Raw genomic sequence first — 14,497 nt, 5'->3', positions numbered from 1 at the left:
GCTACAGAATTTATTTATAAAATGATCTGACCGGTACTGTAAAGCCAATCAGCTCTTGAATATTTTTAAGGTCTACGCGCTCGTCTGCATCACAAAACGAAATAGCAGTACCTTCTGCTCCTGCCCTTCCTGTTCTGCCAATCCGGTGAACATAGGTTTCCGGGATATTAGGAAGCTCATAGTTAACAACATTTGGAAGGTCATCTATATCAATACCTCTTGCTGCAATATCTGTAGCTACCAATACATTAATTCTGCTGCTTTTAAAATCATCAAGCGCATTTTGTCTGGCTGCCTGTGATTTATTTCCATGAATAGCTGCTGCAAAAATTCCCACGTTTTCTAACTGCTGAACGAGTTTATTCGCGACATGTTTGGTACGGGTAAAAACTAATGATCTGACAGTACTTTTTTCCTGTAATATATCAATTAGCAGGTCTGTTTTATCTTTTTTCTCTACAAAATATACAGACTGCTTTACCGTTTGTGCAGTTGAAGATACAGGAGTTACGGTAACCTCAACAGGATTATTAAGAATGCTTGCAGCAAACCTTTTTATACTTAACGGCATGGTGGCAGAAAAAAATAAGGTTTGTCTTCTTCTGGGAATTAAGGCTAACACCTTTTTTACATCATTTACGAATCCCATATCAAGCATTCTGTCTGCTTCATCCAAAACCAATATTTCAATCTTAGAGAGATCAATATGTCTTTTATCCACCAAATCCAGTAATCTTCCTGGTGTTGCTACAAGAATATCCACTCTTTTTCTCAGGGCAGCAAGCTGGCCGCCTATTGAAACACCTCCAAAAACAGACAGTTGGGATAAAGGCAGATATTTGCTGTAAATGCTAAAGTTTTCTTCTATCTGTATCGCCAGTTCCCGGGTTGGAGTGAGAATTAAAGTACGTATTTCTTTATGTTCAGGATTATGTCTTTTCAGCAACTGTAATATAGGCATAGCAAATGCTGCAGTTTTCCCGGTTCCGGTTTGTGCACATGCTATGATATCCCTTCCTCCCAGAATATGTGGAATTGCAGTACTCTGTATTTCGGTGGGCCTGGAATATCCGGCTTCCGTTACGGCACGAACAATGGGATTGATTAAGTTTAAATTTTTAAAACTCATTATAAATTCCGGTCTTCCGGTAGTTGGTAAGCAAATCTGTTTATCAGAATTTGAGTTGGTGTAAGGATAAACAAATAAAGACTACTTTTCCGGTTTATCATTTTGCTTGCTTTATCGGTAATAATATCATTCAATATTATTTATGATCAGCAATAACATATCATTCCTATTGACAGTAGGATTTTTACAATCTTCGACTTTTTACTCATGAAATCAAGATTATAAATGGGTAGCTGGAAAAGCAAAACTGGAAAAGAAAATTGTGATTTTAAACTATTACAGAATAGCAAAGGCAGAGACCTGTTTTATAAATGTTTTGCAAACCTACGATAAAAAAAACAAACAAAACTACATTTAATTAACTGATTATCAAAAATTTATTTATACCTTCCGCACGTTAATCGAATTGTTTGCAGATGCGGATGATTTTAAGCTTCCCAAAATGCAAACTGCTTTTCCCAATACCCAACCTCAGACCCAGACCCTGAAATCATATGCAACACCGCATATAAAAATTGCCTATTTTATTATGATTCATCATAAGCCTCATGTATTCAAGGCAATGTTTCAGAAAATTTATACAAAAGATCAGTTCTATCTTATTCATATTGATAGAAAGGCCCAAGACTCTTTTACAGAAGAAATACAGCTCTATATAACACAATTTCCTAATGTTTTTATTCTAGAAAGTCTGAATATTGTTTCAGGTGGCTTCAGTATGATCCAGGCAGAGCTTAATGCAATGGAGTTTCTCTTAAACGCAAGCTGCGAATGGGATTATTTCATCAATCTCAGTGGTGAAGATTATCCCCTGAAATCCCAGCCGATCATACGTAATTTTCTTACCGTAAATAACGGCCGGAATTATCTATTCTACTATGACCAGAAATTTTACAGACCAGATACCCTGAAAAGAATACAGAATCATTTCACTGAATTAGCCTATATGATCTCCTCATTCATCTATAAAAGAGAATTTATGAAAGGAGTAGTACCCTATATTGGTGGGAAATGGTTTATGTTTACAAGAGAAACCTGTGCTTTCTTAACAAGCAATAAAAAAGTAATGGACTTTGAAGATTACTACCTACACACTTTTTTACCTGCCGAATCTTTTTTTCAGACTGTTCTTATGAACACATCTTTTAATGACATTATTGTGAATGATGATAAAAGAGCAATATTTGAAAAAGCTTTTTTTAACAAAGATCTGTATGTTGAAGATTTAATTGCATCTCTCAAATCTGGTAACCAGCTTTTCATCAGAAAAATAAATAGCAAGACAAATAAAAGTATATTAGAGTATATTAGAGAAAGCTTCTTTCTACCGCTACCGGAAATCGACGAAATTGAAAGGGAGCTCAAAAGAGACGATTCACAAAATAATTGATATACTTAGCATTTAGTTACCATTCATTATTTCTAACACCAACTTTTAATCTCAAAATTACTTATAGCGAACTTTAGTGTGTCCATCATCAGGATTACTCTTGCGAGGTTCAGATTTTCTTTTGGGAGCTTTTCCAATCCTTTCATAAAATTTATGGAGTTCATCGAGTTCCTCTTCTGTAAGATCTTCAATATCAACCATTTTATTACTGGCTTGTTCATGGCTAGCAATCAGTTCATTGAGTTTGATTTGAATTGCTTTAGAATCTTTATTTTGTCCTTTTTGAATTAAAAACACCATCAAAAAAGTAATAATGGTAGTCCCTGTATTGATAACCATCTGCCAAACTTCTGAAAATTTAAATATCGGTCCAGTAGCTGCCCATATGATTACCAATAAACTCGCTCCAATAAAAGCAACTGCACTACCTGTAAAGCAAACCGCCCAATCCGCAAACCTGTCAAATAAATTCCTTTTCATCTATAAATAATTCATGTCGACTATTGAAAGTCAACGGGTTTATAATTCAATTAATAAAAAACACAGCCAAGAGTTGTAAAATTTCATCTTCGAGCTCCAAGCTCAACCCTGTGTGCTTAGCTGTGCAACACCTGTTTCATAAGCGGGGTCTAACCCACCAGTAAAAAAATCGGCTTTCATTTTCAGGATCAGACGCTTACGCCCAACCCTTTTAATTCATTTTGCAAATGTGTTATACGTTTTTGGTTACGTCTTTTTTCAAACTCTTCCACAGAATAAGCCATGTAGGACAGCCTGGCGGTCAGAACAATATAGGCTGCGTTCAGGATCTTGTGTCCTATTATCAATAGCGCCCTTTTAAGTCCTTTGCGTCCCGCCATGCTGTCGTACTTGGCCCGCAGATAAGTCCCTTTAGTTCTTGTGGCCGTCCAGGCAGCCTCTACCAACAAACTCTTAAGGTACTTGTTGCCATGTGTCGTGCACCCGCTCATCTTCTTGCCGCCGCTTTCGTTGTTGCCTGGACATATTCCAGTCCATTTGGCCAGTCGCTTGGGGTTACCAAAAGTCTCTTCAACCTTGGCCCTCATCTCTGCAAGCATCTTAACGGCCATCAATGTATTAATACTCGGAATCGTTTTTAAAAGTTCTATGCTTTCCCTATCCTGTTCAAGAAGCCGTTCCACTTCTTGCCGTAGTACTGCAATCTGAGATTCCATAGGCCATATGGTGTTTGATCTGCCTCAGCATAAAACGGTAATGATCGGTCATCCTGCCTGTAATCGCCCGTAGTAACTCTGCTTTGCTCACCTTGAGCTTACCATGATAAAGTTCATCGATCAAAACTTCCAGATCCTCCCGTCCGCTCATTAACCCCTCAATGATACCCGTGGCCACAACCCCCGATGTATCGCTGACAACACTGCTCAACTTAATGTTGGCATCTTCAAGGATCTTCTGGATCCGGTTCTTTTAAGAGGCAAGCTGCCCGGTAAGCTTGGTACTGTAGCGGTTCAGGTCTCTTAACTGACGGATCTTTTCCTCAGGGATAAAGCTGGCCTTCAACAAACCTGCAAGCAATAGTTTGCAGATCCACTGGCTGTCTTTCTTATCTGTCTTCCGTCCGGGAACATTCTTCAGGTGCCGGGCATTGACCAGGATCACTTTGAAATCTTCACCAAGGATGTTAAAAACAGGCTTCCAATAAACGCCTGTACTCTCCATCGCAACATGGCTGATGCCATGCCGCCGTAACCAATCGCGTAAATCATTCAAAGAACAGGTGTAAGTATTGAAAGTCCTGGTCTCCCTGACCAATCCTTCGCCATCTATGGCTGCAACAACGTTCTTTTCATGAACGTCCAGGCCGCAACCCCGCTTGATGAGCTGTTCAAATTGAACAGTGCCGGCTTCTTGTTCGATTACCTTATTCATAATTAGCTAGTTAGTAAAGAAGTAAGTTACGAACTCTTATTTACATGCCCCTGTGTGTGTTAAAAACTCATGTTGGCTTCATAGCGTAACATTTTTATTCTAATGTATGTGATCGGTTTGTTATCAATTTATGAGCTGGGTCATATTAAGACAGAAATGGTCTTAGAATTGCAGCAGTTAAGATTATCACACTAAATCTAATATTATGACAACTAAAACCGTATCAAAAAAAACATCTTCAAAATCAACCTCAACCACAAAGAGAGGAAAAACACCAGCGAAAAAAAATGCGTCTAAAGGATTGAAAGATCTGTTTGAAGATGGGTTAAAAGACATCTATTGGGCAGAGAAGGCATTGGTAAAAAACTTACCTAAAATGCATAAAAATGCAACAGATAAGAAACTCAAACTCGCTATTGAAAACCACCTTCTAGAAACTGAAGTCCACGTAAAAAGGCTTGAAGAGTGTTTTAAATCGCTGAAAAAGAAGGCTCAGGCGAAAAAATGTGATGCCATGCAAGGACTGCTTGATGAAGGAAAGAGCATTATGCAAGAAACTGAGCCTGGCTCTGTAAGGGATGCAGGCATAATAGCTGCTGCACAGAAAGTAGAACATTATGAGATTTCAACGTATGGGACGCTAGCTGCCTATGCAAAAATTCTTAAGGAAAATGTATGCTTAAAAAATCTTTTAGCAACTCTAAATGAAGAAAAAAAATGCGATAAAACACTGAGTAAAATTGCTGACATTGGACTTAATAGTAAAGCGTTGTAATAAATATCAGTTATTAAAGACGACTAGACAATATCCACTACAAATTAAAACCCCTCAATTAAGAAGGGTAAGGTTGTAGAAAGTGTAGAGATTGACTACAACTATTATAGTTTTTCAAAGGTATAGTATATAATAATATATCCTTATGATTATACTCATAACAAAATCACATTATAATTCTTTCGAATAAGAGATTTATTCCCAACAACTGCACTTTAGTTTTTGGAAAAATAGCCTCTATAGCCTCAGGAAACCCCTTAAGTCCATCGATACACGCTATCAGGATATCCTCGACACCGCGCTGTTTCAAGTCTGTCAGAACAGATAATCAGAACTTTGTCCCGTCGTTTTCTGAGCTATAAAGTCCTATTAGGTCTTTGCGTCCGTCCATTCCAATACCCAGGATGTTATAAATGACTCTAGATTCAACCGTGCCATTCTGTCGGACTTTATAATGCATGCAATCCAGGAATACAAAGGGATAAATAGCTTCCAAAGGCCGCTACGTCACTCATTTACTGCGGGGAGCACACTTTCGGTAATACGTGAAATTTCAGTCGCAGAGATCTCCATGGCATACATTTCGCGGATAAACTCGCTTATCGCACGTGTGCTCATTCCTTTGGCATACATCCTCAACACTAAGGAATTCATCACTAATCACCAGATTTATTCAAGATGGTATAATTTATAGAACCAGCGGGAAATCCTCATTGTTTGCTGAAATGATCTTACTGACATTGAGATCGATTTGAAATGTCTTTTCAATTATTATTGAGTTATTTTTAAAATATCACTACCTTTGTAATAAATATTATTAGTTTGTGGAATTCTGTTACCCCATTGTCCCTCAGAAAGCATAAATATCTGTTTATCAGTTATTTTTACTTTTTGTATCGGAAAGTAAAAATATAAACAAAACAAACCTAAACAAACCAAAACTTTGATTATCATCCGTTTACACAATATCAATTTCATTGGCGATTTATCTTTTTACACTTATTTCATAATTATTTGTCCCTCTCTTGTCCCCCGAGCTGACGATTTTTTGCAAATTATAGAATTGGGGAGATTATTTCGCTTAGTGTATCTTTTTGACGTTTACAGTGCGTAAGTTACAAATATATTTTTGATAATCAGTTATTTATATTATATTATTATTGGGTTATTTTATTATACATTTGCAAAGTATTAATAAAAAAGGTTCCTGCCTCTGCTATTCTGCAATAATTTAAATCAAATTTTTATCATTCAGTTTCGCTTTTTCAGATGCCCGATTGTCAACTGATTTCTTTAAGAAAGACTATTATTTTAGCTTTCAATGAAAAGAGGGAAAGTTTAGTGTGATGAAAAAGTACATGGAATTAATATTAATTTTCATCAATACAATTAATTCATTAAAAATGCACCTGCCAAAAAAAAGATCGGAAACTGCAAAATTTATGATAAATTTCAAGAATCTACAATTAATCAATCCCATAATCCGAGCAATTACAGAGTCAGGATATTCTCAACCAACTGAAATACAGAACGCAGTAATTCCAAGTATTTTAAAAAGAAAAGATATTTTGGTTTCTGCACCCAAAGGAAGCGGAAAAAAATTAGCTTTTACAGTACCCATATTACAATTGTTGGGTAGAAATCCTACTGAACATACTAATGTCCGGGTTCTAATAATTGTTCCTAAAGATGAAATTGGCGTTGAGATTGAAGAAAAAATTAAGCTATGCAGTAAATATCTTTCTCTTTTACCATTTCGAATTAATGATGGAGAATCATTGGAAAGTCAGATAGCTGCCTTCAGAAAGAGAATAGACATATTGATTGCCACCCCTGAAGGGCTGTTAGAGATTATGGAAAAAAGACCGATCAATTTTTCCAAGTTAGAAATTATGGTTTTATATGATGCAGATAAAATGATTGGAAAAACATCAATAAACAGAATAAAGAATATTCGGAAACTAATTCCTAACCATATACAAGCCTTAATCTTTTGTGCAGAAACCTCAGATTATTTGAAAAAATCTGTTTCCTCTTTTCTTAAAAACCCAGTGGAGATTGTAATAGATACTAGGTCGGCATCAATAAAAAGTATTTCGCAATGTGTATATTTTATTGAAAAAAGGGATAAATCCGGACTTTTGATAGATATGCTCAGAAATAGCAAAATAAAAGTATTCATGGTTTTTACGCACAGTAAATATACTGCTGATGAGCTGGTACAGCAGCTGGAAAATGCCGGAATCAGTACAGGATGGCTTCACGGAAACAGAACACAGATTACTAAAAATAATGTATTGGATGATTTCAGAAGCGGAAAAATTCAAGCTTTGATTACGACAGATATTGCAGCAAAAGGAATTGATCTGGATAAACTATTTCATATTATAAACTTTGACCTTCCTGCTATTCCTCAAACCTATATCCGAAGAATGGAAATGATCCGGAGATTGGGAAGTGAAGGTTCTTTAATTTCATTTTGTACGGCAGACGAACACATGGATTTAAAAAATATCCAAAGTCTTATAGGTTTTACTATGCCTGTCGGTACATTTTAATAATAACGCTGTAAAGTTTACAGATTATATACACAATTTAATAATAATTACAATGCAACAAGGTACAGTAAAATTTTTTAATGAAGCGAAAGGCTTCGGATTTATTTCTCCTGCAGACGGGAGTAAGGACGTATTTGTACATTCTTCAGGATTGGTTTCAGGATCCATCCGTGAAAATGATAAAGTGAATTATACTATTCAACAGGGTGACAGAGGCTTAAATGCTGTCAATGTGAAACTGGCATAGTTGAGGTTATTTATGTAAGCAAAAGCGCTGTATCATCATACCTATATCGTTATGCTTTTACCACACTTGGCTGTGTTAAATATGATTAATATTGGTTACAGCGATTTTTTTCATGTTCAACAGCCTCTTGCTATTTGTGAGAGGTTTTAATGATGTACTATTTTTTTAATCTGTTATCATATTCTTCCATTAAATATAGAATACAATGATCATTATTAACAATTTTGACGAATACGAATCTCTGGAAGGAATTATGGTTGGAACTTCTTTATGGCATAGGATCGATCAGAAACAGATCAATCGGTTTGCAGATGCCACATTAGACCATCAGTGGATTCATACCGATGAGAAGAAAGCGGCAGAAGAAAGTCCTTATCATTCTACCATTGCTCATGGCTATTTAACACTTTCGCTGATTCCTTATCTCTGGAAGCAGATTGCAGAGGTGAGAAATATCAGTATGGAAATCAATTACGGAATAGAAAGTCTCAGGTTTGGTCAGCCCGTGAAAGTTAATGATGAAGTAAGTCTTGAGGCAACTATTAAAACCGTCAACAACCTCAAAGGTACTGTAAAAGTTGTGGTAGGAGCTAGGCTGAATATTAAAGATCAGGCTAAATCTGCCTATACAGGAGATGTGGTCTTTCTGTACCGCTTTCTTAACATTAAGAAGAAAGATTAATGTAACAATGACTAAAATTAAGATATAAGCAGATGATCAAAAAAAAATATCTTTCTGGTTGGACAATTCTAATCCCGGTTCTGGCATGGATATTTTATTTTGCTAGTGCAGCATTTTCTTCAGGGTATTATTCGCTTGTCCTTAGTGTATTACTTTTGGGAAGTGTTCTTGCAGCAGTTTACCATTCCGAAGTTATAGCCCATAGAGTAGGCGAACCTTTCGGAACCTTGCTTCTTGCATTTGCAATTACAGTTATAGAGGTGGGGTTGATAATTTCAATTATGATGGGTGCAGAAGGTCTTGAGACCGTTACGCTCGCACGAGATACTGTTTTTGCTGCAGTGATGATTATCCTTACGGGGATCATCGGTATTTGTATTGTCATAGGATCATTGAGATATAGGGAGCAGACTTTTACTTTACAGGGTGTAAGCACGGCCTTAATAACGCTGACTGCGGTTGTAGTTTTTGTTCTCATTTTGCCGAATTATACGGTAAGCCATACAGGTGGCGAATATACTTCTTTCCAATTGCTTTTTATTGCTTTGGTTTCACTGGCGCTTTACCTTGGATTTACCATGGTGCAAACTATGAGACACCGAAGCTTTTTCATATCACCACAAAACAAACTGCTGGCAGATCAACAGGAGCAAAGCAGCAATAGGGAACTTTCCCGAAAAAAAATGCTTGTCAGTTGCTTTATGTTAGTTTTATGTCTGGGAATAGTTGTGCTGATGGCAAAACTTCTGTCCAAAGATGTAGAACATATTGTTCTATCATTCGGAGCACCAAAATCGATAGTCGGAGTCATTATTGCCGGAATTGTTCTTCTTCCGGAAGGGCTTGCTGCTTTCAGAGCGGCAAAGAACGATCAGATACAAACGTCGTTAAACCTTGCATTTGGTTCTGCACTGGCAAGTATCGGTTTAAGTATTCCCGCGATTGCTATTATATCTGTTATTTTCGGAATACGAATGACACTGGGCATAGATATTAAGTCAACTGTGCTTTTAGGACTTTCTTTGTTTATCATTACGGTGTCACTTGCAACAGGTAAGACTAATATTATGCAGGGGAGTGTTTTGGTTGGAATTTTTTTGATTTATCTTTTTATATCCATAGTGCCTTAATTCATTTAAGTTTTCAAGAAGAGTTGTTATTATATTACATTTTCTAAAACTTATGTAATGATTTGATCACTTTTAATAAAGTTAAAACTATTTCACATTTATTGTTGTATCTTACAAGAGATATTGCAGAATGAAAATAAATTTTCCTGTGAATAGTAGCTTATAATAAAGCATAATTTTTCTTTGCCTTCCGTAATACGTCCACAAGAAATCTTTCATTTTAATTTATACAATTATGGCAATATTTATTTTTATACTCATCCATTGGTATGCATCACTTTTTTTTCAGTCTGTTTTTCATCACCGGTATGCGGCACACAATCTTTTTACAATGTCGAAATTCTGGGAAAGAATGTTTTATATAGGCTGTTTTTTTACCCAGGGATCTTCCTATATCAGTGCTTATACTTACGGCTTAATGCATCGTCTTCATCACGCACATACCGATAAAGCGGAAGATCCGCACTCACCACATAATGATCCAAATCCTTTTATGATGATGTGGACGACACGAAACAACTATTTTAATCTTTATATAGGAAAGACAGATGCTGCAGAAAAATATAAAAAGGATCTTCCGGATTGGGAGAGATTTGATAAAATTGCACACAATTATATTACAAGATTCTGTTGGATTGCGATATACATCATTATATATGCTTTATTAATAACAGCCTGGTGGCAATGGCTTTTTCTTCCCGCAACTATCATAATGGGTTCTTTACAAGGGATGGCGGTTAACTGGTGGGCTCACAAATTCGGATATCAGAATTATCAGTTAACCAATACTTCAAAAAATATTCTGCCTTTTGACTTTATTTTCTGGGGGGAGGCATATCACAATAATCACCATAAACATCCTCAAAGACCTAATAATGCAACAAGGTGGTTCGAATGGGATATGGGTTTTCAGACGATGGTCTTTTTGCAAAAACTTAGGGTCATCAAAATAAAATAATAGGGTAGGCCTTATATATATTGATTTACCACAAGATTTTAAATATATAGGATATATTGATGATATTTTTTCTTCAGCCACAAACTGGCTTTTATCAATAAGATAAGCACAGAAACTTCCACCAAAGGTCCGATAACACCTACGAAAACTTGTGGAGAATGAATTCCGAAACAGCTATTGCCATTGCTATCGCCAATTCAAAGTTGTTGCCAGTAGCCGTAAATGCGATTGAGGCATTTTATCATAGGAGATGTTTAGAGATTTATTAATGAAGAAGCTTACAAAAAACATCAGTACAAAATAGATGATCAACGGTGCGGCAACTTTTATCACATCCATTGGCAGCTCTAATATTCTATCTCCTTTCAGACTAAACATTATTACTATAGTAAATAATAAAGCATACAATGTGATTGGCGATATCTTGGAACAAACTTTCTATTATACCATTCTATACCTTTTGATTCAATAAATAGGCAACGACTTAAGAAGCCGGCCAAAATGGAATACCTAAATTAATCCCTTATCCGTAAATAATTTAGCTGATGGTTGTTTGATTTCAATAAATTCAAAAATATTTCCATTACTAGAGCCATCTGATAAAGTTATAAAATCAGTTTCCAGCTCACTGCCAAGTTTTAGTTTGGAAATAACTAAATGGCAATCATTATCACTTAAAAAAATCCCTGCATTATCAGCCAAATACCTTTGATAATTATTTTCTAATAAATTTTTAAAGAGGAGATTTTTCCCATTCTTGTATTTTTTGGGATTTAAACTCTCTTCCGTACCATTCTGAATGATTAATGTTTTCCAAAAGTTTACTATTAATAATGTATAAGTCCAAATATAAAGATATTTTTTATTGGATTTATAAGTTTTATATGTAATGAAACGAGGGTGACCACACAAAGAAAATAAAATTATCTGTTCTAACACTACTGTGAACTATACAATCAACAATAATACAGATAACTATATTACTGAAATAAAGCAAGGAAATAGCTCAATGTACAAGTTTGAATATGATTATAAATAATTTAAAAAGTAATTATAATACGACAAGTTTTGTCGTTTGCCAATTGTAATTTTAGCAGTGACAATAAAATAATTGAAATAAATGACAATATCAATGAAGGAAAATCTTATTTTGAAACCACCTTAAATACCGTGAAAATACTTATAAAACAAATTAATATTTTAATTATCTTCGCCGTTAATAAAAACAAAAAGTAACCATAAATTATAAAATGACAATGAATCATTTCAAATTAATAGGTTTTTTCCTATTCCTCTTTTTATTTACACAATCCTGTAGAAATGAAAGTTTAGTTTTAGAGCAGGAAGATCAGCCAAAATATAATTACAACATTGCTGTTCTTAACAAAGAACAATTTGAAAATAAAGTTCCTCTTTTTCAAGAAGTTGACAAGCTCAAAACTAATTTCTTCCGTCAAACAACTGGAAAAACTATAAATCCTCAAGATCCAATTTTAGAAGGTGCTATTATTGAAACCAATAGGGTATTGGAAATTACAGACGGGACAAATAATAAGACTTATACATTTCCAGTGTCAAGGATTTTCCCTAATAATGTTGTTGAAAATCTTGTTTTAAGAGAAAATGCAGATCATACCTATTCAGGAATATTGATCCAATATAGTCTGTCTAAGCAAGAAAAAGATCAATACCTGAACGGAGCAACGATTGATTTAAATGGAAAAATAAAAACTTATATAATCAATAACATTTCTCAGTTAGGAAAAGGATCAACTTACTCATATTATGAAGGTTGTTGGGAGTATGTTTACGAAACAAATCCCTGTACTGCTGGTGGTAACCACTCATATGGTGATGGTAGTTGTGAAGCATTAGGTACAGGTCAAGCTGCCCAACCTTCACAAATAATAGCTGCTTACAATCATTGTGATGATGGCGGAAGTGGTAGCACTGGAGGTGGGAGTGGTTCGGACTCAGGTGGTGGCTGGGGAGGAACTGGAACTGGTAGTTCCGGAACAGGAGGAGGTTCTGGTGGAGGAGGTGGCACATATAATCCTAACACAAATCCATATAATACATTCTTATTTGCATCATTTGATGATATGTTTGATATGTGTCCTACAGATGATATGCAATGTCAGGCTGATATGCTACTTAGTAAACAGGTTCAGCAATATTTGTTGGGTTTGAATATGAACGCAAGTCAATTAGCTTCTTATAGTCCTATTTGGTTTGCCATTAGAGATTATTTTAAGGTAAATGGAGGGGATGAGTTTTTGACGCAAAGATTAAATTTAATAGGGAATTGGTTTAAAACACAAGATAATACAAATCCCGATGTAAAACTAAGTAATTTTAAATTTGCAAAGTGGGTTTTAGATCTATCATTTGAAAGCGATACACAAGATTTTCAAAACTTTTTTAATAGACTGAATGCTTTGAACGATGCCGTAATACAGAATCCAAATTTATTATTAGATATGCCATGTGGTGAATTGCCCAAGTGGCAAGATGTTGCAACGCATCAAGTTCCTCAAAGCGTTAAAACGAAGCTTCAAAATATTAAAAATCAGACAAGTTGGTGGAGTAATTGGCAAATTACAGATTTAGACGATGGAGCAAGTGCTAGAATAAATATGGATGTGTTTCCAATACATATTAATTCCTTGCCTAATAAACCAAATAGTACTCAAAAATATACACCCGAAGAGTTTTTTAACTTTTTTAGACTTAATTTAAATTTGTTTGCAGAGAAATTTACACCAATTGCTGACAGCTATTATGGGATTAATGATACTGCTTTATGGAATTCATCAGATCCTTTAGGTGCACTTATTCATATTGAAATTCCAATTGATAACGGAACAGTAATTTGTAGTGGTTTTGGACCTAAGGCATGGGTGTTTTCAACAATAAAAGCCCCGATGAGCATGGGATATGATGGTATCCACCCTGTCGCTGGAAACAGATTGTTTGGCTATTATATAGATTCAAGTGATAATACTATGTATATTTATACAAGAGGTGTCGACAGGGTATCACAAGTAGCAACAAATAGCCCAAATCTAGCTAATTATTTGATTGAAGTTTCTGCCTTTTATGGAGCTGATCAGTTATGGAGAGGTATGCAAGATAAATTAGCAAAATATATAAATGATAGAGGTGGAAATGCTAATAAAATACCAGAAACTACTTATAGACCAAACTATAATAAAGTTAGGAGTTATCTAAAAGGCAACGCATTATTGAGTTCTTTAGGTTGTAATTAATTTAAATATATGAAGCCCCTGAATAATTTTCTGAAACTTGTTGGCATTATGTATATTGCCATTATTGTTAAAAATGTTTTCCAATTCATATTTGGATATTTATCAAATTCGGAAAGCGATATTAAATTATATAAACTTTACAACTTACAAGACAGTAATTATTCTTATGGTTTTTTAATTCAACTAATTTTTATTTATGACTTTTTATTCTTAGCTGTTTCCATATATTTACCTGCCTATATGATTTTATTTTTTTTTGTAAAAATCTATGGGAATAAGTTTTGGTTTCATATATTATATATTATGGGACTATATACAATAACAATTTATTTTTTTGATAATGGAAACCTTAATATTCTCTTTATCATTATTACAATTTTAATGGGTACTTTAAATTGGTACTTATTTAAACAATGGATTAAATAGTTTAAACTATGCAAAAAAGGAT

At 34.9% G+C, this 14,497-nt stretch carries 15 protein-coding genes and 2 pseudogenes; 8 read left to right on the top strand and 9 right to left on the bottom strand.

Going from position 1 to position 14,497, the window contains the following annotated elements; translation table 11 throughout:
* Positions 1-10: 10 nt before the first annotated feature.
* Entirely contained in the window at positions 11-1,129 is a 1,119-nt protein-coding gene (locus tag ABMQ40_RS04085; protein WP_370896831.1) for a DEAD/DEAH box helicase, read from the bottom strand.
* A gap of 442 nt (positions 1,130-1,571) precedes the next feature.
* On the opposite strand from ABMQ40_RS04085, the gene ABMQ40_RS04080 reads away from it, so the two are divergent.
* A complete protein-coding gene (locus tag ABMQ40_RS04080; protein WP_370896829.1) occupies positions 1,572-2,519 on the top strand; it encodes a beta-1,6-N-acetylglucosaminyltransferase in 948 nt (315 codons plus the stop codon).
* 57 nt (positions 2,520-2,576) lie between these two features.
* Here ABMQ40_RS04080 and ABMQ40_RS04075 read toward each other — a convergent pair whose 3' ends face one another.
* From ABMQ40_RS04075 to ABMQ40_RS04060, 4 genes are all read right to left on the bottom strand, one after another.
* On the bottom strand, positions 2,577-2,999 hold the full coding sequence (locus ABMQ40_RS04075; RefSeq protein WP_370896827.1) for a low affinity iron permease family protein: 423 nt from the start codon (positions 2,997-2,999) through the stop codon (positions 2,577-2,579).
* A gap of 188 nt (positions 3,000-3,187) precedes the next feature.
* Entirely contained in the window at positions 3,188-3,715 is a 528-nt protein-coding gene (locus ABMQ40_RS04070; RefSeq protein WP_223599430.1) for a transposase, read from the bottom strand.
* The gene (locus ABMQ40_RS04065) at positions 3,666-3,926 is read right to left on the bottom strand and encodes a hypothetical protein (RefSeq protein WP_370896825.1); all 261 of its coding nucleotides are present in this window, start codon (positions 3,924-3,926) and stop codon (positions 3,666-3,668) included. Before ABMQ40_RS04065 ends, ABMQ40_RS04070 begins: the two co-directional genes overlap by 50 nt.
* A gap of 42 nt (positions 3,927-3,968) precedes the next feature.
* Positions 3,969-4,430 carry an IS110 family transposase gene (locus ABMQ40_RS04060; RefSeq protein ID WP_370896823.1) on the bottom strand — a complete coding sequence of 154 codons (462 nt, stop codon included), beginning with the start codon at positions 4,428-4,430 and terminating at the stop codon, positions 3,969-3,971.
* A gap of 205 nt (positions 4,431-4,635) precedes the next feature.
* Here ABMQ40_RS04060 and ABMQ40_RS04055 point away from each other — a divergent pair, with 205 nt between their 5' ends.
* The gene (locus tag ABMQ40_RS04055; RefSeq protein ID WP_370896821.1) at positions 4,636-5,205 is read left to right on the top strand and encodes a YciE/YciF ferroxidase family protein; all 570 of its coding nucleotides are present in this window, start codon (positions 4,636-4,638) and stop codon (positions 5,203-5,205) included.
* Positions 5,206-5,371: 166 nt separating this feature from the next.
* Here ABMQ40_RS04055 and ABMQ40_RS04050 read toward each other — a convergent pair.
* Positions 5,372-5,665 (bottom strand): annotated as a pseudogene (locus ABMQ40_RS04050) (transposase).
* Between the two features lie 47 nt (positions 5,666-5,712).
* Positions 5,713-5,859, bottom strand: coding sequence for a transposase (locus ABMQ40_RS04045; RefSeq protein WP_370896819.1), 147 nt, complete (start codon positions 5,857-5,859; stop codon positions 5,713-5,715).
* Between the two features lie 692 nt (positions 5,860-6,551).
* On the opposite strand from ABMQ40_RS04045, the gene ABMQ40_RS04040 reads away from it, so the two are divergent.
* The 5 genes from ABMQ40_RS04040 (at position 6,552) to ABMQ40_RS04020 (ending at position 10,780) form a co-directional block, all read left to right on the top strand.
* The gene (locus ABMQ40_RS04040; RefSeq protein ID WP_370896817.1) at positions 6,552-7,763 is read left to right on the top strand and encodes a DEAD/DEAH box helicase; all 1,212 of its coding nucleotides are present in this window, start codon (positions 6,552-6,554) and stop codon (positions 7,761-7,763) included.
* 52 nt (positions 7,764-7,815) lie between these two features.
* A complete protein-coding gene (locus ABMQ40_RS04035) occupies positions 7,816-8,010 on the top strand; it encodes a cold-shock protein (RefSeq protein ID WP_370896815.1) in 195 nt (64 codons plus the stop codon).
* 205 nt (positions 8,011-8,215) lie between these two features.
* Positions 8,216-8,692: a MaoC family dehydratase gene (locus tag ABMQ40_RS04030; protein WP_370896813.1), complete on the top strand. Its 477-nt coding sequence runs from the start codon at positions 8,216-8,218 to the stop codon at positions 8,690-8,692.
* Positions 8,693-8,724: 32 nt separating this feature from the next.
* Positions 8,725-9,822: a calcium:cation antiporter gene (locus tag ABMQ40_RS04025; protein WP_370896811.1), complete on the top strand. Its 1,098-nt coding sequence runs from the start codon at positions 8,725-8,727 to the stop codon at positions 9,820-9,822.
* A gap of 235 nt (positions 9,823-10,057) precedes the next feature.
* Entirely contained in the window at positions 10,058-10,780 is a 723-nt protein-coding gene (locus tag ABMQ40_RS04020; RefSeq protein ID WP_370896809.1) for a fatty acid desaturase, read from the top strand.
* Between the two features lie 38 nt (positions 10,781-10,818).
* Here ABMQ40_RS04020 and ABMQ40_RS04015 read toward each other — a convergent pair.
* Both ABMQ40_RS04015 and ABMQ40_RS04010 read right to left on the bottom strand, forming a co-directional pair.
* Positions 10,819-11,300 (bottom strand): annotated as a pseudogene (locus tag ABMQ40_RS04015) (arsenic resistance protein); the annotation flags it as partial.
* On the bottom strand, positions 11,291-11,719 hold the full coding sequence (locus ABMQ40_RS04010) for a hypothetical protein (protein ID WP_370896806.1): 429 nt from the start codon (positions 11,717-11,719) through the stop codon (positions 11,291-11,293). The gene ABMQ40_RS04010 and the pseudogene ABMQ40_RS04015, both read right to left, overlap by 10 nt.
* 317 nt (positions 11,720-12,036) lie before the next feature.
* Here ABMQ40_RS04010 and ABMQ40_RS04005 point away from each other — a divergent pair, with 317 nt between their 5' ends.
* Positions 12,037-14,049 (top strand): hypothetical protein, encoded by a 2,013-nt coding sequence (locus tag ABMQ40_RS04005; RefSeq protein ID WP_370896804.1) that lies wholly within the window; start codon positions 12,037-12,039, stop codon positions 14,047-14,049.
* Positions 14,050-14,497: the final 448 nt, after the last annotated feature.

This window comes from Chryseobacterium gossypii, assembly GCF_041361455.1.
Lineage (GTDB): Bacteria > Bacteroidota > Bacteroidia > Flavobacteriales > Weeksellaceae > Chryseobacterium > Chryseobacterium gossypii.
The sequence above is the reverse complement of the archived record's forward strand: the minus strand, read 5'-3'. Positions and strand labels throughout refer to the sequence as shown.

Excerpts from the sequence above, each read along its gene's own strand:
- ABMQ40_RS04080 (WP_370896829.1), top strand. The coding sequence starts at position 1,572 with ATGCAAACTGCTTTTCCCAATACCCAACCTCAGACCCAGACCCTGAAA.
- ABMQ40_RS04040 (WP_370896817.1), top strand. The coding sequence starts at position 6,552 with ATGAAAAAGTACATGGAATTAATATTAATTTTCATCAATACAATTAAT.
- ABMQ40_RS04045 (WP_370896819.1), bottom strand. The coding sequence starts at position 5,859 with ATGAATTCCTTAGTGTTGAGGATGTATGCCAAAGGAATGAGCACACGT.
- ABMQ40_RS04005 (WP_370896804.1), top strand. The coding sequence starts at position 12,037 with ATGAATCATTTCAAATTAATAGGTTTTTTCCTATTCCTCTTTTTATTT.
- ABMQ40_RS04060 (WP_370896823.1), bottom strand. The coding sequence starts at position 4,430 with ATGAATAAGGTAATCGAACAAGAAGCCGGCACTGTTCAATTTGAACAG.
- ABMQ40_RS04025 (WP_370896811.1), top strand. The coding sequence starts at position 8,725 with ATGATCAAAAAAAAATATCTTTCTGGTTGGACAATTCTAATCCCGGTT.
- ABMQ40_RS04075 (WP_370896827.1), bottom strand. The coding sequence starts at position 2,999 with ATGAAAAGGAATTTATTTGACAGGTTTGCGGATTGGGCGGTTTGCTTT.
- ABMQ40_RS04070 (WP_223599430.1), bottom strand. The coding sequence starts at position 3,715 with ATGGAATCTCAGATTGCAGTACTACGGCAAGAAGTGGAACGGCTTCTT.
- ABMQ40_RS04055 (WP_370896821.1), top strand. The coding sequence starts at position 4,636 with ATGACAACTAAAACCGTATCAAAAAAAACATCTTCAAAATCAACCTCA.
- ABMQ40_RS04035 (WP_370896815.1), top strand. The coding sequence starts at position 7,816 with ATGCAACAAGGTACAGTAAAATTTTTTAATGAAGCGAAAGGCTTCGGA.
- ABMQ40_RS04020 (WP_370896809.1), top strand. The coding sequence starts at position 10,058 with ATGGCAATATTTATTTTTATACTCATCCATTGGTATGCATCACTTTTT.
- ABMQ40_RS04030 (WP_370896813.1), top strand. The coding sequence starts at position 8,216 with ATGATCATTATTAACAATTTTGACGAATACGAATCTCTGGAAGGAATT.
- ABMQ40_RS04085 (WP_370896831.1), bottom strand. The coding sequence starts at position 1,129 with ATGAGTTTTAAAAATTTAAACTTAATCAATCCCATTGTTCGTGCCGTA.